Origin of the sequence: Herbaspirillum sp. GCM10030257, from assembly GCF_042666555.1 — a bacterium.
In the GTDB taxonomy this organism is placed as follows: Bacteria; Pseudomonadota; Gammaproteobacteria; order Burkholderiales; family Burkholderiaceae_D; genus Noviherbaspirillum.
In genome coordinates this window covers 14,058-37,298 of the sequence record NZ_JBHTDH010000030.1, presented here as the reverse complement: position 1 = coordinate 37,298, position 23,241 = coordinate 14,058, and the positions used below count along the sequence as shown (strand labels likewise).

23 protein-coding genes and 1 pseudogene are annotated in these 23,241 nt (G+C 51.5%); 16 read left to right on the top strand and 8 right to left on the bottom strand.

Features of this window, described 5'->3' with window-relative positions; all coding sequences use genetic code 11:
- Positions 1–525: 525 nt before the first annotated feature.
- From ACFQUU_RS25265 to ACFQUU_RS25235, 7 genes are all read left to right on the top strand, one after another.
- Positions 526–1,713 carry a ParA family protein gene (locus ACFQUU_RS25265; RefSeq protein WP_382250887.1) on the top strand — a complete coding sequence of 396 codons (1,188 nt, stop codon included), beginning with the start codon at positions 526–528 and terminating at the stop codon, positions 1,711–1,713.
- Entirely contained in the window at positions 1,713–2,720 is a 1,008-nt protein-coding gene (locus tag ACFQUU_RS25260; RefSeq protein WP_382250886.1) for a ParB/RepB/Spo0J family partition protein, read from the top strand. Before ACFQUU_RS25265 ends, ACFQUU_RS25260 begins: the two co-directional genes overlap by 1 nt.
- 355 nt (positions 2,721–3,075) lie before the next feature.
- Positions 3,076–4,146, top strand: a complete 1,071-nt coding sequence (locus ACFQUU_RS25255; protein WP_382250885.1) for a hypothetical protein — start codon at positions 3,076–3,078, stop codon at positions 4,144–4,146.
- A 131-nt stretch (positions 4,147–4,277) separates the two neighbouring features.
- The gene (locus ACFQUU_RS25250) at positions 4,278–4,856 is read left to right on the top strand and encodes a hypothetical protein (RefSeq protein WP_382250884.1); all 579 of its coding nucleotides are present in this window, start codon (positions 4,278–4,280) and stop codon (positions 4,854–4,856) included.
- 411 nt (positions 4,857–5,267) lie between these two features.
- Entirely contained in the window at positions 5,268–5,621 is a 354-nt protein-coding gene (locus tag ACFQUU_RS25245) for a DUF4172 domain-containing protein (RefSeq protein WP_382250883.1), read from the top strand.
- Between the two features lie 351 nt (positions 5,622–5,972).
- Positions 5,973–6,206: an AbrB/MazE/SpoVT family DNA-binding domain-containing protein gene (locus ACFQUU_RS25240; protein WP_382250882.1), complete on the top strand. Its 234-nt coding sequence runs from the start codon at positions 5,973–5,975 to the stop codon at positions 6,204–6,206.
- Entirely contained in the window at positions 6,193–6,600 is a 408-nt protein-coding gene (locus ACFQUU_RS25235) for a PIN domain-containing protein (protein WP_382250881.1), read from the top strand. The genes ACFQUU_RS25240 and ACFQUU_RS25235 overlap by 14 nt, the downstream gene beginning before the upstream one ends.
- Positions 6,601–6,764: 164 nt before the next feature.
- Here the strand turns inward: ACFQUU_RS25235 and ACFQUU_RS25230 are convergent.
- Positions 6,765–7,015 (bottom strand): annotated as a pseudogene (locus tag ACFQUU_RS25230) (IS701 family transposase); the annotation flags it as partial.
- 39 nt (positions 7,016–7,054) lie between these two features.
- Here ACFQUU_RS25230 and ACFQUU_RS25225 point away from each other — a divergent pair.
- Complete coding sequence (locus ACFQUU_RS25225) at positions 7,055–7,396, top strand: lytic transglycosylase domain-containing protein (protein ID WP_382250880.1); 342 nt, start codon at positions 7,055–7,057, stop codon at positions 7,394–7,396.
- A 139-nt stretch (positions 7,397–7,535) separates the two neighbouring features.
- On the opposite strand, the gene ACFQUU_RS25220 is transcribed toward ACFQUU_RS25225, so the two are convergent.
- The 4 genes from ACFQUU_RS25220 to ACFQUU_RS25205 form a co-directional block, all read right to left on the bottom strand.
- On the bottom strand, positions 7,536–7,982 hold the full coding sequence (locus ACFQUU_RS25220; RefSeq protein ID WP_382250879.1) for a TrbI/VirB10 family protein: 447 nt from the start codon (positions 7,980–7,982) through the stop codon (positions 7,536–7,538).
- A 1,209-nt stretch (positions 7,983–9,191) separates the two neighbouring features.
- Positions 9,192–9,818, bottom strand: a complete 627-nt coding sequence (locus ACFQUU_RS25215) for a hypothetical protein (protein ID WP_382250878.1) — start codon at positions 9,816–9,818, stop codon at positions 9,192–9,194.
- Positions 9,819–9,841: 23 nt separating this feature from the next.
- Entirely contained in the window at positions 9,842–11,095 is a 1,254-nt protein-coding gene (locus tag ACFQUU_RS25210; RefSeq protein ID WP_382250877.1) for a hypothetical protein, read from the bottom strand.
- A gap of 658 nt (positions 11,096–11,753) precedes the next feature.
- Positions 11,754–12,152, bottom strand: a complete 399-nt coding sequence (locus ACFQUU_RS25205) for a hypothetical protein (protein ID WP_382250876.1) — start codon at positions 12,150–12,152, stop codon at positions 11,754–11,756.
- Positions 12,153–12,192: 40 nt separating this feature from the next.
- Between ACFQUU_RS25205 and ACFQUU_RS25200 the strand changes: the two genes are divergently transcribed.
- The 8 genes from ACFQUU_RS25200 (at position 12,193) to ACFQUU_RS25165 (ending at position 19,991) form a co-directional block, all read left to right on the top strand.
- Positions 12,193–13,221 carry a hypothetical protein gene (locus tag ACFQUU_RS25200; RefSeq protein WP_382250875.1) on the top strand — a complete coding sequence of 343 codons (1,029 nt, stop codon included), beginning with the start codon at positions 12,193–12,195 and terminating at the stop codon, positions 13,219–13,221.
- Positions 13,214–13,753, top strand: a complete 540-nt coding sequence (locus ACFQUU_RS25195; RefSeq protein ID WP_382250874.1) for a hypothetical protein — start codon at positions 13,214–13,216, stop codon at positions 13,751–13,753. The genes ACFQUU_RS25200 and ACFQUU_RS25195 overlap by 8 nt, the downstream gene beginning before the upstream one ends.
- A 1,277-nt stretch (positions 13,754–15,030) precedes the next feature.
- Positions 15,031–15,807, top strand: coding sequence for a hypothetical protein (locus tag ACFQUU_RS25190; protein ID WP_382250873.1), 777 nt, complete (start codon positions 15,031–15,033; stop codon positions 15,805–15,807).
- A 618-nt stretch (positions 15,808–16,425) separates the two neighbouring features.
- On the top strand, positions 16,426–17,478 hold the full coding sequence (xerC, locus tag ACFQUU_RS25185; RefSeq protein WP_382250872.1) for a tyrosine recombinase XerC: 1,053 nt from the start codon (positions 16,426–16,428) through the stop codon (positions 17,476–17,478).
- Between the two features lie 412 nt (positions 17,479–17,890).
- Positions 17,891–18,133 carry a hypothetical protein gene (locus ACFQUU_RS25180; protein WP_382250871.1) on the top strand — a complete coding sequence of 81 codons (243 nt, stop codon included), beginning with the start codon at positions 17,891–17,893 and terminating at the stop codon, positions 18,131–18,133.
- Entirely contained in the window at positions 18,130–19,137 is a 1,008-nt protein-coding gene (locus ACFQUU_RS25175; RefSeq protein WP_382250870.1) for a nuclease-related domain-containing protein, read from the top strand. The genes ACFQUU_RS25180 and ACFQUU_RS25175 overlap by 4 nt, the downstream gene beginning before the upstream one ends.
- A 16-nt stretch (positions 19,138–19,153) precedes the next feature.
- On the top strand, positions 19,154–19,462 hold the full coding sequence (locus tag ACFQUU_RS25170) for a hypothetical protein (protein WP_382250869.1): 309 nt from the start codon (positions 19,154–19,156) through the stop codon (positions 19,460–19,462).
- Positions 19,463–19,538: 76 nt separating this feature from the next.
- The gene (locus ACFQUU_RS25165) at positions 19,539–19,991 is read left to right on the top strand and encodes a hypothetical protein (protein WP_382250868.1); all 453 of its coding nucleotides are present in this window, start codon (positions 19,539–19,541) and stop codon (positions 19,989–19,991) included.
- Between the two features lie 158 nt (positions 19,992–20,149).
- Here the strand turns inward: ACFQUU_RS25165 and ACFQUU_RS25160 are convergent, their stop codons facing one another.
- The 3 genes from ACFQUU_RS25160 to ACFQUU_RS25150 form a co-directional block, all read right to left on the bottom strand.
- Positions 20,150–20,407 carry a hypothetical protein gene (locus ACFQUU_RS25160; protein ID WP_382250867.1) on the bottom strand — a complete coding sequence of 86 codons (258 nt, stop codon included), beginning with the start codon at positions 20,405–20,407 and terminating at the stop codon, positions 20,150–20,152.
- Positions 20,408–20,746: 339 nt separating this feature from the next.
- On the bottom strand, positions 20,747–21,562 hold the full coding sequence (locus ACFQUU_RS25155) for a GSU2403 family nucleotidyltransferase fold protein (RefSeq protein WP_382250866.1): 816 nt from the start codon (positions 21,560–21,562) through the stop codon (positions 20,747–20,749).
- Between the two features lie 6 nt (positions 21,563–21,568).
- A complete protein-coding gene (locus ACFQUU_RS25150) occupies positions 21,569–22,714 on the bottom strand; it encodes a hypothetical protein (protein ID WP_382250865.1) in 1,146 nt (381 codons plus the stop codon).
- Positions 22,715–23,241: the final 527 nt, after the last annotated feature.

Genomic DNA, 23,241 nt, shown 5'->3' with positions numbered 1-23,241 from the left:
TCCGTGAACGTCCTGGCTTTAGAGAAGTAGCGCTTTGTAAAGCGCTCACAACTTGTTTTCGGGGACGCGTGTGGATTTTTATTATCATTGGTCGCACATTTCCATACCAACACAGTCTCCGGTTATAGCGGCAGTTCCCCTAATTGAGCTTTCCCTTGCAAAATCAACGTTCTAGGACGCAATATCGCTCCCCACGAGCGGCTGCCGTCGTAGGTGACTCAGCCGAGATTGCAAACCGTAGGGCAATACTGAATTTTCCCTCAACAATTTCAGCACAAGTTTGGCGATGAACCGGCTCTACGAGTCATGGTAATGGACCAGCATCGTCGCATTCCAAGCGACGTCAGCCAACATAGCGCGCGTCAGCGGAGAATTATCCTTTTTTCGTGATGCTACAGAACATTAGTAAACAGGAAAAAGTGGTATACCGACAAGGAGAGTTAACGTTATTATTCCGTAAGTTCAGCATTTTTCCTACTTTATCAAAAATGCTGAAATTCTCAATAATGAACGGGGTCATGAATAATGGAACTTCCGACGGTAGAAGAAAAAGTAGCAGAGCTTGAACGCATTACGCTCGACGGGCTCGCCACCATTGCGACCGAGGCGCGCAGCGTATTAGATCAGGTGCATCGCCTTCTTCAGAAGCCCAATCCCACCAAACAGGCTCCCACTTTCAGCAGCCCGTATATAGCTGAGCTCTGTAAAGTTGATAAGACCCAGATCCGCCACCTTTCCGATAAGTATAAGCTTCCTTATGGAAAAAAGGTTCCTGGCTCTAAGGCTCATGAGTACACATTGGAGGAAGTGATCCACTGGTCGACGACCATTGGTCAATGGCCGAAACGTCCGGACGACAAAAATGGAATCGCCGTTGCGGTTGTGAATTACAAGGGTGGTGTTGCAAAGACCAGCACGGCTATGGCTCTTGCGCAAGGCATGACGTTACGGGGGCAAAAGGTCCTCCTTATTGACCTCGACGGCCAAGGCACCGCTACACAGCTTTGCGGGATCAATCCGGAAGAGCACGTTGAAGAAGAACAGACCATCATGCCTTTCATCTATGGCGATGAGCCTGACCTAGGTTACGCGGTGAGGGAGTCTTATTGGCACAACCTTTCCCTTATCCCGGCTTCGAGCATTATCCTTGCTGCGGAGTTTGCTTTGCCTGGCCGGGCCGTCAACAATCCCGGATTTGATTTCTGGAACGTACTCAAACGCGGACTAGAACCTTTACGCAAGAACTTTGACGTCATTATCTTCGATACCTCGCCTAGCCTTTCTCACCTCACCATGAATGGCATGCTGGCAGCCGACGGCCTGGTAATGCCCTGCCCGCCTGATGCTCTGGATTTTGCCTCGAGCGTGCAGTTCTGGGGTTTGTTTGCGGATCTGGCAACCAGCTTCAAAAAGTATGATGCCAATCTTGCCGCCAAGGAATTCAACTTCATGACTGTGGTGATGACAAAGGTTCAGCCGACTGATGGGCACAGGCTTGTGAAACCATGGATGAAGCAGGCGTATGGTCGTCATGTCAATGCCATTGAGATTCCCGAGAGCGCGGCAGCACGCATGGCGTCGGCTCAGCTAAAGACTATTTATGACTTGAGCAAGGCAGAAGGTACGACTGAGGCGTATCGCCGATTCAAGGAACCGATGGACAAATTGTGTGACGAGGTGCTGGAAAAAATTGCCCTCGGATGGAGGTCGTAATGGTAAGCAAGAAATTTGCGGAACTGACAGCGCTTACTGCCGGCGTGACACCTACCAAAGATGCCGGAGCTGAGCCGGGAAAGATCCGCAGTGCTCCCGGACAGGTAATGGAGTTCGCTCTCCAGCGCGACCAGGCAGTCAAGCGTGCGGAGGAAGCAGAAAGCCGTATGAAGGAGTTAGAAGCACAACTCCTGAGCGCCAAGGAAGAAGGCGGGGCGTTGGAAGTGGCACTGGATGCGCTGACCGAAGTACCGGGGCGCCGCCGTAAGCTGACTGATGAAGAATATGAAGATTTAAAAAACAACCTTGCGCATAATCCCCTCGCGTCGCCTATTACGGTGCGCGTGACCGGAGACGGGAAATACGAAGTTGTATCCGGACACAACCGTGTTCAGGCGTATCGGGACCTTGGCCGAACGACGATTAAGGCTTGGCTAGCTGATGCAACCGATGACGAGGCGGAGGACTTGGCGTTTTTTGCAAACGCGCTGGCAGCGAAGCTACCGGACTATGACAAGTTTCGGGGCTACGAGCGAATCATTGCAAAACACCCGCAGCTTGACCGGCAGACACTCGCATCTCGTGTTGGAATTTCCGATAGTCAACTCGGACGTCTATTAGCGTTCAAGGATTTACCGGCAGAGGCGCACGCCATGCTCGCCGAAAAGCCACATTTACTTGGAGCAAGCGCGGCTGAAGCGCTTAGTGCTCTGAGCAAAAAAGGCCGCAACGAATATGTAGTGCAGGGACTTCGGAAACTGGCTGTTGGCGAGTTAAAGCTGGAAGCAGAAGCCGTCAAGTTCGCAACTGACAGCGGCAAAGAAAAGGTTGCCCCTTTAAAAGCCGAGCCTACAAGCTTCAAGCTGGGAAAGGCAAAGTACGCGACCCTTCGCACAATTAGCAAGACAATTCGCGTTGATTGCATGTCTGATGAAGAAGCGGAGATACTGAGCAATGCAATCCGGGAAGTGATTGAAAAGCGCGTCAACTCGCTGAAAAACGGCTAGATCAGTTTTCCCGAGTCGGGAACGATTTAAAATCAATGACTTACAAAAAATGAAGATGGAGATTCAATCATGACTACTTAAACTTAACGTTTTAAGTGGCCGAAAAAAGCAAAAGCCCGGTGGGGACCGGGCTTCAGCTGCAATCGGAGACCTAGGGAAGGTGACTCTCAATCGCTGACAGATCTGAGTCTATCCCTAAGTCCTCCGCAGTGCAAGACGCCACAGCCATTTTCTTGCACGCTTAGGGATGTTTTTGTGAAATTCACGACCGCATCGGGGTATAACTCGCCCTGCCCTTCCCTCAAGTGTGTGCCCTTGGACCTTTGCGCTCGTTTGCGAGCAGCGGAGCGATACCGTGCACCCTGAAGATTTACAGACTCAATCCACTGAAGTAGCTGACACGTTCACGTCTCGACCAGTCGCCGTGCAAGGCCGGGTCTTGCCAAAAGCAATCATCAATGCCCAGGCTGCGACAAAGCACCCGCACAACTGCATGGATCTGCGAAAGGGTGGTCGCCGTGCGCTCCACGCAATCCTGGCCTTCTATAACCTGAAGACCCGGGCTGCCATCTTCCCTGCCCGCGAAACACTCGCGATAGAAGCCGGCGTGTCCCTCCCTACCCTGCACCGCGATCTGGCCGAACTAGAGGCACGTGAGTACATCGTCCGTCTCCCCCAGCGCCACAAGTCTGTCGCTACCGGCGCCAACGCAGGCAAGTTCTGGCTCGCGCCGATCCAACTCACTCGCAAGGCACTGCTGTTGCTGAACCTCGAAGAAGTTATTCACAAGCAGCCGAGTCTCAAAATGAGAGACGGTATATATATAGATAAAGAACATACCAAGGAAGTAAAACCACAATCTTCTTCGAAGAACACATTCCCTGACGGGAAGCCGGAAGCAAAAACCGCTGCCACCAAAAACGAGTTTGATCCAGTGACAAAACTGCCGGTTGATCTCCTTCCCCTGCTTGATCGCCATCTCACCATTCCGACCATCTTCCGGTTGATGAAGCTGGCCAGCGCAGCCGGGAAATGGATGTCCGACATCTTTGCCTATCGGGCAAATCGTATCGCCACATTGGACCTGACTGGCAGATCGCTGTATGCCTACTTGGTTGAATTGATCGGCGAGGACATCGACTTTGCCTACGTGGCCAAGAAGGCTCGAACCGACCATGCTCAGGCTGAAGAACTCAGCGATGCGAAGAACCTGCTGCAGCGCTTACGCCAGACCTGCGACGGCCTCGAAGTCCGGAAAAAAGGTGAGTACGTGGGCGTCTTCCGTGTAGCGTCGAACCCGGATGACTGTGACTACATCGAGACATCAGGTTCTCTGGTTCCGGTGAACCTACACGCTGCAAAGGCGATATTGCGTGGTGCGTTCTCGTTCGTACAACCCAGTGATGCAACATCTCGGTATGTGTGATGCCTGCTCCTCAGCCAGGCGAGCATGAAAACGATAAACCTATCCCAGTTGATTACTTTGAATTTTCGAGGGTCGAATATGCTGCTAAGAGGCAACTTATGCGTAATGGCATGCATCCACTGAGTGACACCATGCCTTCTACCATGAACTCAACCGGCTGGTGGACCGACGACGATGGTACGTCGTGGCCACCCTCCCTGGCAGGCCTGATCAAGACCCGGCGGCATCGTACACGGTTACGCGAGCGCGCAACCGTGATCGGTAGTCCACAGCTGGTTGCGTACGCACTGCATTTCGCACACCTTACAAGACCTGTCATCAGCCTGGGCGTCTTGAAGGAGACCCTGGATCGGATGGAGGAGGGCGGGTACGACTTCACTGAAGCGCTCGACCTGCAGGCCAAGGCGCCAAGACAGGAACGTCTCCCGTTGTCGCCATTGGATATAGCCACTGCAGAAGTAGCGCCCTTAGCCAAGGTCTACCGATTTCCGGTCCGTGAAGTTGAATCATCCGTGCCGTTTCGAACACCGCAATCAATATCTTACGGTAGGGTGCAGCAATCTCTAGCCCACGCAGAAGTGAAGCTACAAAGGGAAATAGAGCAGGGTAGGGTGCCGACCAATGTCGAGGCATGCAGGACGACCATTCGACAGACGCTAGGCATACGACCTCGCCGTACCTGGGACCATGGCGTTGATAAATTACCTTAGAAATCGTTCTAGGAATACGTCTCATTCCTAGAAACCTCAGAAGGCTGACGCAGTGTGAGGGGCTGATGAGTAACCGCGTGAATTGACGACTGAACGAGTCTTTCCCGGTTCCTGCTCGGTCAGACGTTTGTGCTATCCAACCTCCGGTATTAACGGACCTGCCCACGAACTGAAGTGGATCCAGAAACTTTGGTACAGCGAGATCCGTTTGAGGTGTCTCTTTCACTGGCAAGCTTCGGTTCTTCAAAAGCTCGTCCATGGCTGCGGGCAGAATGTAATTCCGGTAAGAACTAAATTGGCTTTATTAACTTCGTCACTATCATCGTGAGGTGTAAAAAGTGTAATTCGCATCAAATAGTGAGGCGAATACTTAATGTTCACAAATTCCACCTCAATAAATGATCTGTATTCATGCATCATTCACCTCAATACATTTGGCAACAGCATCAATGGCCAGCGTTTCGCTACAACGCCGGACATCTCCTTTCGGCTCTGATCGAAGCACGACGAACGCAAGGTATCCTCCTTGGGAAAGTGCAAACGCTCGGTCTGGCTGCACTTCCGGCAGTCGAGAACGAAGTCTGGGTATCCGAGGCGATTGCTACATTCGCCATTGAAGGTGAAAAGGTCAATCTCGATGCTGTTAAATCTCCAGTGGCACGTCGAGTAGGGATGGCAACCCTCCTGCTGGTCCAGTCAACAGAAATGTCGAGGGTTTGCTGGACGCTATGGGCGACGCATCCAGGCATTGGGAACAACCGGTGACAAGAGAGAGACTGTTCTGCTGGCAGGCTGCCTTTTCCCCATCGGGTATTCGAACATTCGCCCGGTGAAGCTTGGTCGTCACGACAGGGCAGGGCAAGTCCAGGCGATATTGGATTAACCTGGACGAACGGGCTCCTATTAAGGACACAAATCGCGCCCTTGTAGAAGCTACCACCTCTATCTGCCGAAACTAGTTTTCCAAATCCAGGCATTCAACCTATAGCGTCACATTGCCCAAATACCATTTTAGTCAACGTCAGAATGCGAACCGGCTGGAGTTCCACCAGTTTGCGCAGTCTCCCGAGGAAGGGTAAGATATACATATTCATATGTATATCTTTGGAGGGAAAGATGCAGGTTGCTAAATGGGGAAACAGTCTGGCGGTCCGCCTCCCTACTACCGTCGTAGAAGCCCTCGACCTGAAGCCTGGCGACAACATTGACATTCATGTGCTTGGTGAGCGGGATTTTGCAGTCGAAAAAGCGCCAGGGACACGGGAGCTGTTAGCGAAGCTGAGGAAATACCGCGGTCGCATGCCAGAAGATTTCAAATTCAGTCGGGACGATGCGAATGAGCGGGGCTGAAGCGTTCTTCGACACTAACGTTATTTTGTACTTGTTGTCGGCCGACGCGACGAAAGCAGACCGAGCAGAAGAGCTGCTTGCTATTGGCGGTGCGATCAGCTCGCAGGTACTCAATGAATTTGCTTCAGTCGCCTCGCGAAAACTGAAAATTTCCTGGCCGGAGATTCGCGAGATCCTTCAACAGATCCGCGTAGTTTGTCCTGTCGAACCGTTGACAGCGGAAACCAATGAACGCGCCATGAATGTGGCAGAGCGCTATCGTATTTCATTCTACGATTCGCTTGTCGTGGCCTCTGCCTTGTCGGCGGGATGCTCTACTTTGTACTCCGAGGATCTGCAGGATGGGCAAGTTTTCGAGCGCCAGCTTACCGTGCGAAATCCTTTTTTGGGATGATCACTCGCAATGAGTAACTGCGGTGAGTGTAATAAGTCGACTGCGTCATCGTTTAACGTTTGTTATAAACCATTCTCAGGAATTCGGTAAATCCACAGCACGGACAAATCCTGAGATGTTTGACCAAGCCCACGATCAAGGTTAACCGCAGCGACCGGATGGAATCAGGGACATGCCGTTGCGCGCGCACTGGCCTCGCGCCGGCGGTAACTTTCGGGTAAGGAAGGTAGCGGGCGTTGCCAGGCTTTTTTGGGCGCAGTCGAGGCGCCAATAGAAAGCCATAAGCCGCAATGCACAGCGTTGCATGATGATGGAAGCCAAGCCAGCCACGTCCTTAATAATGCCCTAATCCAAATTCCTGTTTCAGTTCCTCATAATCTCGTTCGATCCGCGAACGCATCTTCGTCGTTGCTACCACTTCTTGCATCGTTATAAGAAGTGAAGGGAGCGGCGGGTGCTTGCGATTATCCGAGCGATTACCAGCGGTGAGTCTTGCGGTAACGCCAAGGCCACGAGGCGTAGTTCCAATGGCACGGAAGACGTAGGTGCAACGCAGGCCAACAGCGTCCACTTTGAAGCTTTGCACAAATATGGCATCCGACGCGACGATCTTCTCGATGCTTGTACTTCGGTGTATGTCGGCGCGTGGCTGTATGCGACAAAGGTGCGCAAGTACGGAAATACATGGACGGCGGTAGGCGTCTACCATAGCGAAACGCCACATTTACGGGACGCGTATGCGAATCGCATCAAACGGTGGATAGACGAATGGACACGTGAGGGACGCCTGCAATAAGCGCCGCAAGGTCCGTTCGGAGGAGAAAGAACGGACATGGTGTCCGCTAAAAACTTCCCGTAAGTCATTGTTTTAAATATAGATATGGTATTAGGAAGTGCAATTTATGTGCACATCTTTTGGCAAATCTAAGCAAGTTTTATCTTGGTCTGTAGGGAATCATCGCCATATCATGCGCCGCCATGAATAGAAATTCCTCCCCCGGCGGTATGGTCAGAGTAGGAGCAATATATTTGTTTCGCTCCATCAAAGTCTTCACGGTATCGTTCAGCGCCAGTCCAATAATTGACCCTCCGGTCTTCACTCCGGAAGCTGTCGAAGAGGTGGAAATCCGGCGATCCTTTTTGGGCAGGAGAAGCGAGACAGCGTCGACAATAAGGCTGGAGCCAAACATTTTGAAGAAGTGGATATCGACGTTCGCGACGCCTCCTCCTTGTCCAATCATGTCAGCGGCCGAGGTGCCGCCAAGCGAAATCCACGTGCCGTCGGGAAGTATTAGCCTTGTCATGGCAATCAGGATGCGTTCCTGACCAATGGCGATCTGGCTATTTACTGTCCCAAATATCTTGCTATGCGTTGGGATCAAGACATGATGCTTCGCTTAGTCCACGTCCTCCCGAGCGGCGTCAGTTCGTCTGGCCGCCCATACAAAATCATTGAAACGTCGTATCAACCGTCGACGACAGTCACGAGCGCTTCTGCAGTCGGAAAGAAGACCGGCTTGTCACGTCTGTTGCAGCATCCATCTGCGCTGTAGAACACTGCCCATAAACAAACGGACTTGCATTAAACCTCACGTTACGGATTCCAGATACATGCGATGTTTTGCGCATCAAGTACTTGACCCTACGAGCCGTAGGTAAGGTGACCGGGAGTGGTGTCTGGCCTGCCCTTATGTCGTCCATGATTGCACCACCAGCATGCGGCGAGACAATCAAGATCAAGGTCAGCAAGACAGTGAACTTTAAAGCAGCGCCAGCCCTCGAGGAACTGGTGGTCAACGTCGCCAAATAATCTGCTTGGGTGGCCGAAGCGAGCGACAGGTCGAGAGCCTGTCGTCTTCATGTTCGTATCTGGGTAAAGTGAAGCTTTACTTACCAGCCGACGCAGCCCCTGGGTAGATGCTTTTAGATGAATTGGGTTGTGAGCCGGCACTAGTGCACAAGTCCATACACTGGCGAACGACACCAACCCGACGATCGCGACGTTGGTCTTGCTTTTGAGCTGATCCGGGACCCAAATCCTGCGTAGACCTTTCGCTATTGGGACTCGTGGAGTTCATGCAACTGTCGACCGCCTTCTGGATTACAGGATAGGAGCCCAATCTAAATTCGCTTTTTCGTGAATGAAGTTCGCTATACACCCTAGCCGGTTAATCGACTGAAGTCTTCATCATGTGATGGTGACTTCAGCTTCCTGATCGGATTGAGGGGATCGCATCTAAATCCACGCTTTATACAGTGGGCGTTGCTTCGGCTTTGCTAAAAAGGAACAGGAAAAGCCAGTGCCGGCTCTTCCTGATTATCACTCGTTAGTGACCTGTTGGGCTGAACGGATGCCGAAAGCCATACTACTTCTACGCTATGTTCTCCCGCACATGACCTAAAGTAGATCGGTCCTGTTTGTTGGGGGAATGGAGTACTGATCTGTAACCGATGGACGGCTATGGCCCAGAGAGGCCGATACGGTCGATTCAACGGATTTGAATGATAGCGGTGTATTGTTTTCGTTGCAGGACATGATTGCCTCCAAGTTGTTGGCGCCTAACAGCGCAGTGTTTAAAACCATTAATGGATTAGGAAGCCGTAGCAATGGCGTCATACAAAATATTCGAGCCCCTATGGAACTTCAGTGGTTTCGATTCAAGCTCCTTCGCCTTCCGGCAAATTTCGTCGAACAGTTTTGGGTTAGCATCGCGGACTTCGATTAACCCTTCAAGACATGCAAGAAGGTTAGGAAGAACGGTGGGGAGAAACACATGGCACATGAACAGCCGCAAATCTGTAACGGGCTCCTTACCGGTTGCGCTCAATTGCAATAGACCCATGCTACTGCTTCCAACGGTGACGTCGAAATCTTCATTACATAGAGGATGCTCGCGGTACAGGATTAAAAGGACGACGCTGAGACGGTTCGGAAGCGGACACCGCCTAAGAAGAATTTTCGGGATGATTTCGAAACTCAGGCACTCCTTGCGTTCATCGCTTCCAGCATCCTTAGATTCGTTCGCGGGTGTGAACGCTTCAGCCATGGGTCCCCAACTAAATTGGTAACCAACGAGCTCTTTGTCGTATTCCCGAGAACAATTATTTGTCTCCTCGGAATGCATGATACGGTCAGCCTTCGACCCGACGGGGAAGGGCACCTGCTTGCCAACCAGGTCAATCATGCAGCCATCCAGTATATTTTCTTTCTCGTACATTGCTTTCCTTTCGGTGGATAAAGTTACTTTGTCGTTCGAGCGTCATTAATGACAATTTGGCGTGCGGCTACTTGGAGCGACTGACGGATACCAGATTCAAGAGGTGCCCATTCGACGGCGAACCTACTGCTATGCATTTGCCACAGTTGATAGGCGTAAGTCGGAAGTAACGCAATGCCGTCCTCCATCAACAAGAGGCCGGTCAGTGTTATAACGTCCTCGATGCGGTCTTTAGGAATCTCCTGTTCTTTTGGATTTACACTGAGAACGGCAACAGCTTCTAATATTGCTCGTTTAAACTCACCGCTGTCGTCAACACTATGTTCCCGGATCAGTCGACCGTAATAGGCCCTAGTGATATCGTCGCGGTTATGGCCCAAAGAGAGCGATACTTTGGTTCGGCTGAACTTCAAATCCTCTGCGGATAGGTGGGACGACTTGCCGCCTAATGTTGCTGGTATGAAACATTGGCGCAATGCTGCGCTTTCTGCGTACTGGGCTCGAAGGCCGTGGGGAGTCACTCCCAACTTCTTCTTAGTAATGCCCATTCGATTAAGTGTGTTGTGATAGCGTTTAAGGTTCTTCTTCAAGTTGGAAGGCTTGCCTCTTGAATCGTATTCCCACCCGAAATGGTCGTTCTTGCCAACTTGCGATTTCCCGAAGTCGAGCAAGTTTCTTTGCAGGTCAGTTTCGACAGCAATGTTGCGAGACTTCCCGCCTTTTGCTTCGCCTTCAAAGACGCGCAAGTAGGTCCCATGATCCGCGTGCGACGGCCGGCAATGCAAGAGTTCCCGGCCACGCATACCGAACCCTAAGGCAAAGCGGAGCATGAGCCCAAGCATCCTGTCCTTCCGATCCGCTTTGTCGATCCAGGCCGCGATGTCTACTCCGTTCGCTGTCCAACCCTTGCTTTCGTCGGCAGCTGTCGTAACAACCAGGTCAGCCGGATCTACCTCGGGAAGGTAATCCCTAAGCGAAAGGATGAGATTTGGCTTACCGATGAGCTTCGCTATGGCTTTAAGACGGGAAAGATCATTGGTGAGTGTTACAGGAGCCCGCTTCAGCTTAAAGAATCGGTGGCGAACCGCTGCCACTATGTGCGTGTGTCGAAAGTTCGCGAGTTTCTCGACCTTGTAGCCCAAGTCATGTGCCGTCCTGATGTAACAACAACCGGCTTTTCGCGTCGCTTCAATCGTCGCGTGCGAGGGTGTGCCACCGTTCTCACGCTTCATGTTTGCCGTTACTGCATAAAGTTCCTTCTTCCAGCCTTCCATCATCGCTCCCTGAATGAATGTTTACGGTTTTCCTTCACCACGGTCTCCTAACGATGAGACCGCTTTCGTCTAGTACGACATCGTGGTGAAGGAACGCGGCGCGCAACGCGTAGGTATTACTGAAACTCTTGGGAAGTACTTAAGTATCGAGTGTTTCGTTTGATGCGCCCCAAGCTTCCGCACTCAAACGCCGTGCCCTTTCGGAGCACGGTTACCTGTCTTATCGCTGACAGGCGCTGAACGTTCACGAGGTTTCTCTCGCCGCGCGTCCTATCCAGTAATCCTGGGATCGGTTGGGTGGCGCGGGCACCCGAATTGTTGTAGACGCAGGCTTACCTGCGAAGAGTCTGTTGGGTGCCGGCCAGGTCTCAATGCCTGGAGTACAACCCAACCCGCAACGAGCGGTCGTCTATGGTGGTCGTGTGATTGGCTTATGCAGTCGGCGTTGATTCCGATGCATTCATCGCCCGTTCGGGCACACAAGACAGCGAAAACTCAATGAGTTTTCCTGATATGTCCTCAACATTACTACTCAAGTTGCGAGGTAACCCGCATGAGCACTTGATTTGCGTCCCACTCTGTCTCTCAATCCAGACTCATCCTCGGAAAAAAAAGATGCATCCAAATCCATCGCCTGACTAAACAAGCTTAGGAGAAGAGATTACAGGCGAAGCAGATTGAAGCCCAGATGGGCTATTTCGAGAAGGGCGTGTGCCCATATGGGTGAAGCGATGCCGGTAGCCGGCCTGGTAAAAACTGTGGAATGGCGCGTAGCCATGCCGCAGATTTTAGTGACCGCGTTTTGAATGTGTACGTCTAAAGATTCGGGTGAAGCGTCCCGCGTAGCGGTGTAAGGAAGTATATGCGCAAAATTCGGCAGACCGCAACACTTTGCCAGAAAAAATCTGGTCGATTTAAATAGTTCGATTTTTTGCTCATCACTTTCCAGAAATAACCCTCGCAGCCCTGTTATTTTGCTTTGCCGACGCTCAAAAAAGTAATGAGCGACGAGCGAAGAGCGATGAGCGATAAGTTGTGAGAGTCCCACCTCGCTGCTCAATTACATCGCCTTTTTAAACAACATGACTTAAAAGGAAGCTATGTCTGACCGTACCATTATCGCTCTTGATGCTGGGCGCAGCGCTATCAAAGCTGTCGCTTTTGCAGACGGAAAGAAGTATCCGATCGTAATTCCGTCAATCGTGGCAAAAGCGGAATCCGTGTCATCTGCATTGGATGCCAAGGAAGCCGAGATTGAGACTGTAGATGTAGACGGCGTAAAACTGTTTTGTGGTGAAACGGCGCGTATTATTTCTGGCGCGACCATGACCACCGGCCTGTCAGATCAATGGATCTTTGACACCGAATATCGTGCCCTGTGTCTGGCCGTAGTTAAACGCCTCGCGCATCTGGGCGTGCCCGGTCTTTACGATCCATTGATTGTGGTCGGTACACCAGCAGATCTGTTTGAAGTACAACGATACAAATTGGAAGAGGTTACTTCAAGCATCCTACCTGGAAAGGTTATCGCACTGAGTCAGCCAATGGGGGCCTATTTCTCATATGTAATGGACGAGCGCGGCGTGCCAATTAGAGAACGAGGATATCGAGAGAATGGAGCCAAGCGTAGTTGGGCTGTGATTGAAATTGGTCACTACACCTCAGACTTCTTGTTCATTCGAGAAGGGCGAAATATTGATTCGAAAGCGAGTTCATGCGGTGGAATGAATGGTGCTGCCGACCGACTCAAAAGTATTTTGACGAAGCAGCAATTCACCAATCAGACGCCACTGAAGTGCCAAACATCCTTGGCCACCAAAACGGCACGGAAAAATGGAATCGATGTCGACATCTCTAATTTTGTCAGCGAAGCAATTGCATACGTCGCATATGAGATTACAAACCTGGCGAAGAGTAATTTCTCCAAAGAGATGGATGACTTGGACGGAATTCTACTAGCTGGGGGTGGAGCGAGCCTCCTGTACGATCATCTGAAAAAGTCTTTGCGCAACGTTGTGCTTCTTGAGGAACCTCGTATGGCGGTTGCCGAAGGATACTTGCGGTTTGCAAAAGGATATTTTTTGCAAGAGTCGAGAAAGAATAAGTCTGTGGTGGAAACCAATGCCTAAAATAATACGTGTCTATGATCCTGATGAGGTCGAACGCCGGATCCAGTTTTTAATAAAGGACAGCGATTATCCGGGCCTTCTAAAAGTCCTGGGTTCGCTTCCTCATGGGGCAGAGTCTCCTTTGATAAGATCTGTTCTTTATCAGTGGTTCCTGAGGCAAAAGAAGGAGGGAACATTGGAGAGTACAATCGAAGTGTTTCTCGCGGAGCTCGCCAGTAAGAAAAAGACGGGTGGGTCGAAGGTAGGCCAGCCTACTCAAGGAAGCATTTCCGGTTTTGCCAGCGTGCCGGATGCTCTTATTCAAAGCCAGGACAGCTATAAAGGAGCGGGGCGCCTTTTGCACGGTGATAATCAGGTGACACCAAACCGGCAGCTGGCTACCGGACCCTCTCCTAATCAAGCAAGTGACTCAAATGCCACAATAGGAACCGACCGCTCTCAGAAGACCTGTGAATCTCGTGTGCAAGAAGAGGGTGATAACTTTGAGATTGACGACAGCATGTTAGCCGACATCAGCAGCTTTCTTGGTTAACGGGGTCCCTGATCTGTTACCGTGACGCCGTTTGCAGCTTTGGACATCGGTAATTCGGTGGAATTGTGCAAACTGGACTGATGCATCCGTCACCGTCGTCTGCTTGTCGGTCAGCTTCGCTGGCAAAAGTGCCGCGAGCTGCATCGGGGTACCAATTTGCCCGGCGCCGATACCGGCGCCAACACTTGAACAGTAAGTTGGCGTTGAGGCCGCGCTGCTGCGCCAATTAGACTACGGACTCACAAAGCTGGCAGGCCGCTTATGCCAGCTGCTTCTTGAACTCCATTGGCTAATTCTGCCGCCCCTTGTGGCCCTTCGGTGTCGCTTCAGTTGCCCAAGTAGTCTCCGCTAAAAATGAACCGCCCCTAAAAGGTTGGGCCACAACTTTGGCGTCATCGGCGAACCAAGTCCATGCGCCGCTGCCGTCACGGCTACATTTACGTACCTACGTGGTTGCTGTCGCGCTTTCCGAAAGGAGGATAAGTAAGTCAGATTCTCAGTCTGTTGGTCTTTGGGTAAAGGTCAGTGCGCCAATGTTAATGGGAATTATTCCATTATCGAATTTATACGAAAATCCGAAACCGAAGAGGGTAAAGGTGCTTGCCAAACGATTGGATGGGCAGAATGTCTGAATTTAGAATCAAATACTTAGATAAAATCAAAAGCGGACATCATGTCCGCTTGTTCGATGTAAAATTTTAAAGTAAGCAGTGCCATGGAGTCCAAACGGCATCACCTTCCAATCAGGCTCGAAGAAATTTGGAAATAGATTAAGGATTCAAACGATGTGGACTGATCCCGTTGGCGGCCATATGTTTACCAACAAGATGTCGACCTAACCTTGCTGCAGTACTAGACCCCCATGGCATCATCTTTTCCATGTTCGCTTCAGACCTGCTAGAGGATGCAAAAGGTTGTCCGGGTCCGATTTACGTAAACTTACGTCGTGCCAGTACACTTTGAATCTGAGGGGCACGGCAACGGGAAAATAGAGCGCTCGATAGGGGAGATCGTACCTTTAGCGCAAATGCACGATGCATGCCTAAACGCCATCGGTTTTAATCTTCAGTTGCCTGACTCACTTCTACGGATAAGGGTTGGCCCGAAGCCTCAATGCGAGTCGCATTGACCTGTGTGAAGGAAATGCTCAATCTAAACATGACGAAAATGTTTGGGGGCGGTTAAATTGATCACGCAATCCATGTATTCCACGCGTTTGCAAACCCAATGTTCTCTTAGATACCATCGACACTATGCAACGATATGATTGAGAAGGTATGACTAACATCTGTAACACCGACGTTCTGGAAACAACACCTAGCGAGCCGGCCGAAGAGGTCAATTCTGTAGAGCGCATTCGTATAACAAAAAAGGTACCAGATGAATTATTAGAATGCTTGCTCAAGCATTACAAGGCTCACCCTGAACAAAATCCCCCTTCAATAAAGGGAATCATTAGTAACTTCGAAAAGTTCGGATATGTAGGTAGCGTGTATTATGCCAAGCAGGCGAGAAAAGCATTCAAGGAATGTGCGCCAGAGCTTTTTCCCGATGAACGCTGCCGTCTATCGCACGAAGCGTTCAAACATATTCTCGATTTGTTGGTGGCCCATTACAAAGCCCATTCGGACATAAAGAGCCCACGCTATTTGGATATTGAGAAGGTTTGTATCCGCCATGGACATAAGCTATCAATTTATTACCTTAAAGCTGTGCGGACCGCGTTGAAGAAACGGCTTCCTGAATTGTTCGCTCCAGAGGGACTTCCAATAAAAAAGGCAAGCGAGAAAAAGCTGATGTTGAACTTATATGCAACGCCTGCCGATGTTGAACTATATAAGGTGTTTGCCGATGCCACGGGGTGCAAATATCGCGGGCAAGCCTTTTCCCTATTGATGCGCGTTCTGGCACATGTAGTGCTTTCACACCAGTTGAATCTAACTCATTCCATTCGACAGGCCCGAACGCTACCTGATGAGGACGTACAGACCTTAGCTCGTTACTTTAGAGGAATCGATTGGTCAGTAAGGCCACCTTTCTCAAAATTCGATTGAGCGCTTGCTAAACCCTTTATTCGACCCCTATAGAGAGCAAGGCACCGGCAAGGTAGTTTTCTCGACGTCGTGGAGTCGCATAGGAACTTGTATCCTGGAAAAAATGGATGGCAGATCGATTGGGTTGGCACGCTCCGCTAAGGGAAGGCGACGCTCCATCGTCACCAATCAGCGACTTCCACCTCGCGGTGGAAGTCGCATCTCAATCTAAGACGACTATCATCGCGCCTAGCCGCAACCGAGGTCGTTTATAAGGACGCCGTGACAATGAGATGGACACAAGTCTGGACCGCCAGCAGCTCTGTCCATTTTGTGTGTACGGCTTCCTTTTAAGCTCAACGCCAAGCCGTCAGGATCGATGTCAGCCTAACCCTTATGTTATTAAGCTTCTCATGGTCGTAAACTGCCGTCCTTTCCCGCAGATGCGTGAGCTAGACGGTGACCTACAACGCCCCGCATACTAAAGGCCCCCAGCGTTGGAGGCTCGTAGCGCAATAGTGATGCTTATTCAGGGTGGTATGGTTATGTTTAGAGGATTGTCGGTTCTAATTTTTCGGATAGATGCTTAATAACAGATTTATACTAGGCCAATGCTCTATCGTGACGGAGGACATGTAAGTGACGTTATTGACCGACCCGCTATCGCCTGCTCAGCTCAAGCGAGAAACTGCGCGCTTCAAGCGCGATCCACTTTGCGCCTTCGCTGACTTCGTGATCACTTCCCGCTTTCAAGCTCTTGGGCCACGCCCGCCGGCGCGCGACAAAACCGGCCAGCTTTATCCCCTGGGATTGCAAACGGTCGATCAATACACAACGATGTTCCGGCTGTACATCGAATGGCTTCACGAGAAACACGTCCCCTTGTTGGATGCGGATGCGTCACACATCATCGACTTCCTCAATACCCCGCACAAACGACAAGGAAAAGGCAAGGGCGGGGAGAAACGCAGCCGCGTGCGCCGGGACTATTTACGGTTGTTGTATCGGACCTATACGCACCTCGGAAGAAGCGGCGACAATAATCCGGCCCTTATTGCCATGGCGCAGATGCAGGGAAGCCGCAGCGCATTGGGGATCGACGCACCAAAGGAATTCCTCAATGCTGCCGAGCGAGACCGGTTTCTGAAAGCCCTTCCTGAGGTCGGCGCAACTCCTACACAATGGAAGCGGCAGCGCGACCGTGCAATGCTGGTTGTCATGCTTGGCGCCGGGTTAAAGGTGGCGGAAATAGTGAGCCTTCAAAAACGCCATGTCAGTCTTCCGGGCGCTGACGGCACCCGCACCATCACAATCGTGCCCGAAGCGGTTGGCGGACTTTCCAAGAAGCATAAGACCTTCCTGCGGTCATTTGCAGACCCCGACCTCACCGCCTGGTTAGACACGCGTGCACGGCTGAAGATACCGGGCGACCTGCTTTTTCCGGCATCGCGTACCGGCGACAAGCCACTATCGAAAATGACGGTCTATCGCATGGCAAGAGACACGTACGAACGCGCTGAGATTCAAAAGACCAGGCATGGTGGGCGCACACTGCGCAATACGTTTGCGATTTTCGAACTCATGAACAACCGTGCACCTTCCGAGGTCAGTGAGTTGCTCGGGCACTTTGAAGCGAAATCAGTGCTTGGTTACGTGGTCGCCGCTGCCAGGAACAGACGCGCGCAAAAATAGCCGAGGCCGGTACACTCGCTCAACTTTCATCAAGGGCCAGCTCTCGGCGCACATCCGGCCGAAAGGCATTCGATGCGTTTGTTTCCCATGCCTGCGCCACGTCGTGGCAGTGAATTCATTGATTTCCAGTCTGAGGCCGCATTAGTTAATACGTCGAAACAAGCTCCTGTTTGTCCGGCGTTTTGATTTGCGGTGTGGGGTCCCATGGGACCGTATTGGTGGCAGCGCCTCCTGGCATGAAACGGCGCATAGAAAGGTTCTCCTTCTAACACCGCTTGCTTCCGGTCTCCACGGAAAAGTCGACTTGCATCTCGAATTTCGTATGCAAGACTCGTATCAACATCACGCTTCAAGTTGGTCACAACGATCACATGAGCGCGGATGGATTTTACTTGTCCATACAGGAGATAGCATGATTGACCCGCAAACCATCACCAATGAAAATGTGTTCAGCCTCGACTATTCCGGGGAGGAGCGTCGCGCCTTCCTTGCGAAGCTACAGTGCGAACCCGATGAGCCCGAGCCGTGCGAACGCCGAAAGAGCAATCCTTTAATTGCTGCATTTCGGTATGTGATCCATCGCTTTAAAAAGATATCTGCAGGCATGGCTTTGCAGGTCAATGGTGTACATGGCAAGGATAGGGAGGGCGCATGAGCCAACAGGAACACGCCACCGAGCAACGTATCGAAAAAGGTATCGGGTGGCTTGCTACGATCGCATCCTTTGTAATAAACATTGCTCTCGTCTATCCGATGTTGGCTGTTGGCTATCCTTGTAAGGAGCCGTTGATCAGAGCCTGGCAGCTTGACAGAAAAGCAGAGGACTATGTGCACTCTGCCGACAATATCAAGCTGCTGAAGGGGCTCGTGCTGTGCATGTATGCCGGCGCATTGTTTTGCCTGTTCTTTGTGGCGCCATCGAAAAGCGTCTGGTTCGAACGCTACGCCTGGATGCTTACATCGGTCTTTACCGCAGCAGGTGCGGCCTTCGTCTACAACGTCATTCATTGGGTTGGAAAGCTCAGTGAAGACCCCGATGTGAAGCGACGTGCAGCCGGCCATGCAGCTGAAGCACATGTCAAAGCAGTGATTGATTCGCTGGGTCTTGTCTATCCTGGTTCGCGTGCACTGCATGGTACGTTGCTTGTGTTTGATAGCAAATCGCCTGGAGAAAGCCATTTCTCCGTTGAGCTGGATCATCTTTTCGTGACAGGGCACAACTGCTACCTGCTTGAGACGAAGTACCGAAATGCCACCGTCCACGCCGAGGCAACCGCAACGGAATGGAAAGCAACGGGATCGGACGGGAAGGAAGGCGTCATGCGCAATGCGCTGTTGCAGGCAAAGAACTCGGCAAGGGTTCTGGAAAAGCAGCTGTCATTGCCATACAAGCTGGTGCCAATTGTCGTTATCCACGGCGAGCATACGCAGATTGTCGACGGACCGGCGAACGTCGTACGATCAGACAGGCTGCCGGACCTTATTGCTGCATTTGAACAGGTGGAGGCTGCCAACACACTGGACCCGGCAGCGTTGTTTGCCCGCCTGAGGACTTACATGGCCACGGGAGAGGAGGCCATGCAACAGCATATTGAGCGTGCCAACCTGGCCAAGCGTCGGGCCGAGGCCAAGGCTATTGTGAATGCGACCAGTCGTTAAATGAAGGGAGTCGAATATGGAAAATGAGGAGTTGGATGAGACACCGTTGCTGGACACGATTGCCGACGAGGTGGAGTGGTCGAGTCGCGCAGAGCCTTCCTGGGACCTTGTTGCGAAGTCCGACTTCACGGTCAATGGAGATCGCCAGCAACTGCAGATGGATGTCTTCGAAGTGATGCTATCCCTCGTTCACGGTGCCAAAACCCTGCACGAGCAAATCGTTCACCTGCATGGCATGGCGCAATGGCTGCACGATGAGGCAGACCGGTTCCATGCCCTCGGCATGGGCACAATGCTGATTAGAAGTAACGAAAGGCTGCACTAATCGTTTGCAGACGTCATGGAGCGTAGTGCTCTTTGCGTCGAACCTAAAACATACCTACCTATATTGGAGAAAGAAGATGCAACCTACCTTGTCTATCGTGAAATTCATTGTCCCGGTCCTGCTGCCGATTGCCGCAATTATGCTCGCATGGGGCACTGGCACAAAAGGGTCAATTGTCCGTGCGCGCCTGGTCGCCGCACTTGGTGGCGGCCAGTTGCTATGGGTGGCGATGGTCATTGCCAGCTATGGCGCCTCTGAAGCTATGGCGGCGGGCTTGTTCAAACCAGACGGCATTGCACCTGGCCTTCAAGCACTGTTGATTGGTCAGGGGCTACTCGTTTTGCTATCGGCACGCTTAATCGATTCAATTTCGCAGACGATTGTAGGCAGTGACGAAGGGATACAGCGGGGACGTGCGACCGGTCAGCCGTTAGTTGTGAAGGGAAGGGGAAGGGCGTTGTATTCGTCGATTGCGATATTGGCTGCCGCCATTGGCATGGCGGTACTCACTGAGGCATGGATTGCATAGCAGCGTGCACAGCGTGGTCTTTTCAAACGAATGAGGATTCGCAACGGCTATGGCACGACACGGAAAAACCGCGGAGTGCCATAGCTGTTGGAAACCGCTTGAGCGGCGGTCGTTACATTGCATCTGCATGACGACGCAAAGGAAATTTTTGAGTTCGGTTATTTCTTAGCGGCCTGTTGGATCGCCTGAAGAATGGCAACTGCTTTTTCAATGACCTCCGCCTGGCTCGCGACTCCCATAGATTCTTTCAGCTGATGCAAGCCTGGCCGTGTTTCTTTCGACACCGGGATATTAATAAAGCCGTCATGGTTTTTCATGTTGGTGCTTGTACTGGATGTACGCATTGTTTTCTCCTGAAAGTTACGCCGCAAGAGCCCCGTACAACGACCGATGTAATCGCCGATATCGAGCTGCATAATTTCCTTTCAAGTGTGCGGCTTCCGAGCCTAGGCATCGACGCTGGCGCAAAGATCTCCCTTTAAGCGATCCAGGACCGCCTGTTCAGCAGCAAGCCTTTGCTCGGCCAGAGCACTTAACGCCGGTGCACAAAGATGGAAAAAACCTACATCGTTTCTGTCCGGACCGGAGGTCGGCCCAAGCAGTACACCAAAGCATGAGGTAGCCCGACATTCTTGGACATTCCCGTTTGATACACATAGGCCAGAAGTGCCTACCGCACTCGGGGCAGTCCAGGAAGGGCCAATGTGTGTCCAGAGAATCTGGGGCGATTCAACCATCACCAATTGACAATTGCTCTATTCATTAAGAATTAGCTCGAATGCTAGCTGGCTGGTCTGTTGTATCTGTTCCGGCGTGAGCTTGCGATCCTGTGGGATGCGCGCTGCGTCTCGAATCACGTCATTGATGTTCGAGAATGTGGTCCTACTTAACGTCAGCACGTCATTGCTCAGTTTTTTACCCAGAGCCGGGCTAATCGTCCTTTTCCATGTTTCATGAAACTCCTCCAGTAACGCCCCGAAAAGTTCGATGGTATCGTAGATATACAGCACGTCTTGGGCTTTCTTTGCTGCAGGGCGATCTTTTTGGATTAGGAATTTCTGGACTATGAAGCATAGGGGGTTGGCAACCTGAACGTCCATGGATGACGGTAGTGGGATACCGCTTTGGGGGTCCAGAGTGATCAGCCAAGGATCAACGAGGAGGATGTCCAGATGACGAATCTTCTGGGCTGATATGCCCGCCATCGTCATGGTCGCGTCTGGCTCTCCACCCCGCTTGATTCCGCTACCGATCAGCGGCGTCAGGAATTCGGCGTAGAAGCCGCCGTTTTCGTCACCCAAGGTGTAGTGCGCCACTGGCGGTTTGTGCTCTCCAGCTAACTGTTCCTTGAAACCATGTTCAATAAGGGCTCCCTTGATATCGCCCTCGATTGGCGCTCTGTTGGCGAATGCCAAGTCAGTGTCGCGAGTGAATATCGGTTGGTATTCCAGCCTGTTGGCCCTTGGAGAGAATCTGTGGATTCGATGTGCCCATCCCCCGATAAAGACGAGATGCGCACGCCATGGGGATAGTGCCTGAGCGAGCTTCGCGAGTGCGTCTAGGTCGTTCATTTAGTTTCAGTTGCCTACAATCGGACGAAGGGCTTTTTCATAGATCAGGTCGGCCTGTTCTTCACCACGCGATGGGTGATTTGCGACATCCAACCACACCTGTATGACATCGGAAACGATTAAGCCATTGTGGTGTACGGCACCTCTGAACACTGATTTCGGTGAAAGTGCTTGTCGGACGATGAGGTCCGGCTTGTCGGAAGGAGAAGCAACTGCCAGTGCTCTCCATTTCTTGTCGGCAGGTCGAGGGAGCTTTGGCACGTAGACATAGGGTGGCACACCACTGACGTGTCCGAGTCCTAATGCCTCGGCTGCCCAAAATAGCGCTAGGCAAGACTCTCCCTGATTACTTGCCAGAAGGCTGGAGACTTGCTTTTGTATCGTGCCGCGTATGAGGAATCGCATTGACATTTCTGGGGAAGAACGTATCACGGCTGACCGCCAACGCCGGAATAATTCTTGGCGACGTACGAGAGCAAGATATCGCGATGAATCGTCCAAATACCCTTCGTTGCGTAGTTGTTGCAAGAACCGGGAGGCACTCATGGCGGATACCTTGGCGGCTTCGGCAAGTTCGGAACCGTTTTGGTACCTTTGCCTTGGCGCTTGTAGAAGATGATCAGGTATGTCAGGGGCCAGCAGTACTTTCAGCATCCACTGGTTGAGATCCGAAAAGAGATTGGCGGGTTGAATGGATGGTAAGCTTCCGTACCATCGCGGCTCTTCCGGCTCTGCATTCAGTTCCTCAAGACCCGCTCCCCTAAAGTACCGGAGTCCATTCTTAGAAACGAGGCCGACGGCTACATTCGGTGCGTATTTTTCAACAAACGTCTCGAGTCGTTTAGATAGGGACTGAGATGCGCTCTCTACAGAAATCACGGCAAGCGGCTGTGCATTGCCCGCATCGAGAGCATGTGACTGCGCTTCTAGGATTGCCTGTGACAGCATCGGAATCACTCGATCGGCACGTCCCTCTGCAAGCGATTTGACCTCGATGGCAAAGCATTGTGCCCCGCTTCGGACCATCAGGTTGGGACCTCTCCTTGCGTGTTCAGGCGAACGATCGACGACCCAGCCATGGGCCTCGAATAGATCGGCTATGAGAGCCAGCGCGTCCTCGCTTCGGTTTTGGGATGAAGAAGATAAAAACATGTCTGGTACCCATGATTTTAACCATGGCCATTTTAGCTAACACGGCCATTATATCTACCATGGCCAAGATATCAACCATGTCCATGATAGATATCATGCCCATGGTAGCCTCCGGTGAATTGCTTTGAATTAACAACCTTGAAAGGTCCCCCCGCAAACGGTCAATAACATCAACCTATATGAATCCAGCAGTGAACTTCGGCTCACGCCTCCGGAAGGTCCGCTAAGCAGACACTTAAGGCGAGCGAGCCAATGGCTGCAGCACTTCCCATAGCCGAACTTCTTTCAGTCGAAGGACGTATGACTCTTTCTGGGTCGACCTAAGTCGCATCACTGAACTTGTCCAATGTGGACGTGTGGCTAAAAGGATACGCGGACCAATTTCAATATCTCTTGTGAACTAAATCATGGCCAGGTGGTGCTCCAGCTGATTGGACAGGTTTTAGTTCGCTAAATGGGCAGCTTTTAGTTCCGAGCGTTACGGCAGTTAACAATTTTCAAGTTCAAATCGGGCAGAGGACAGTTAT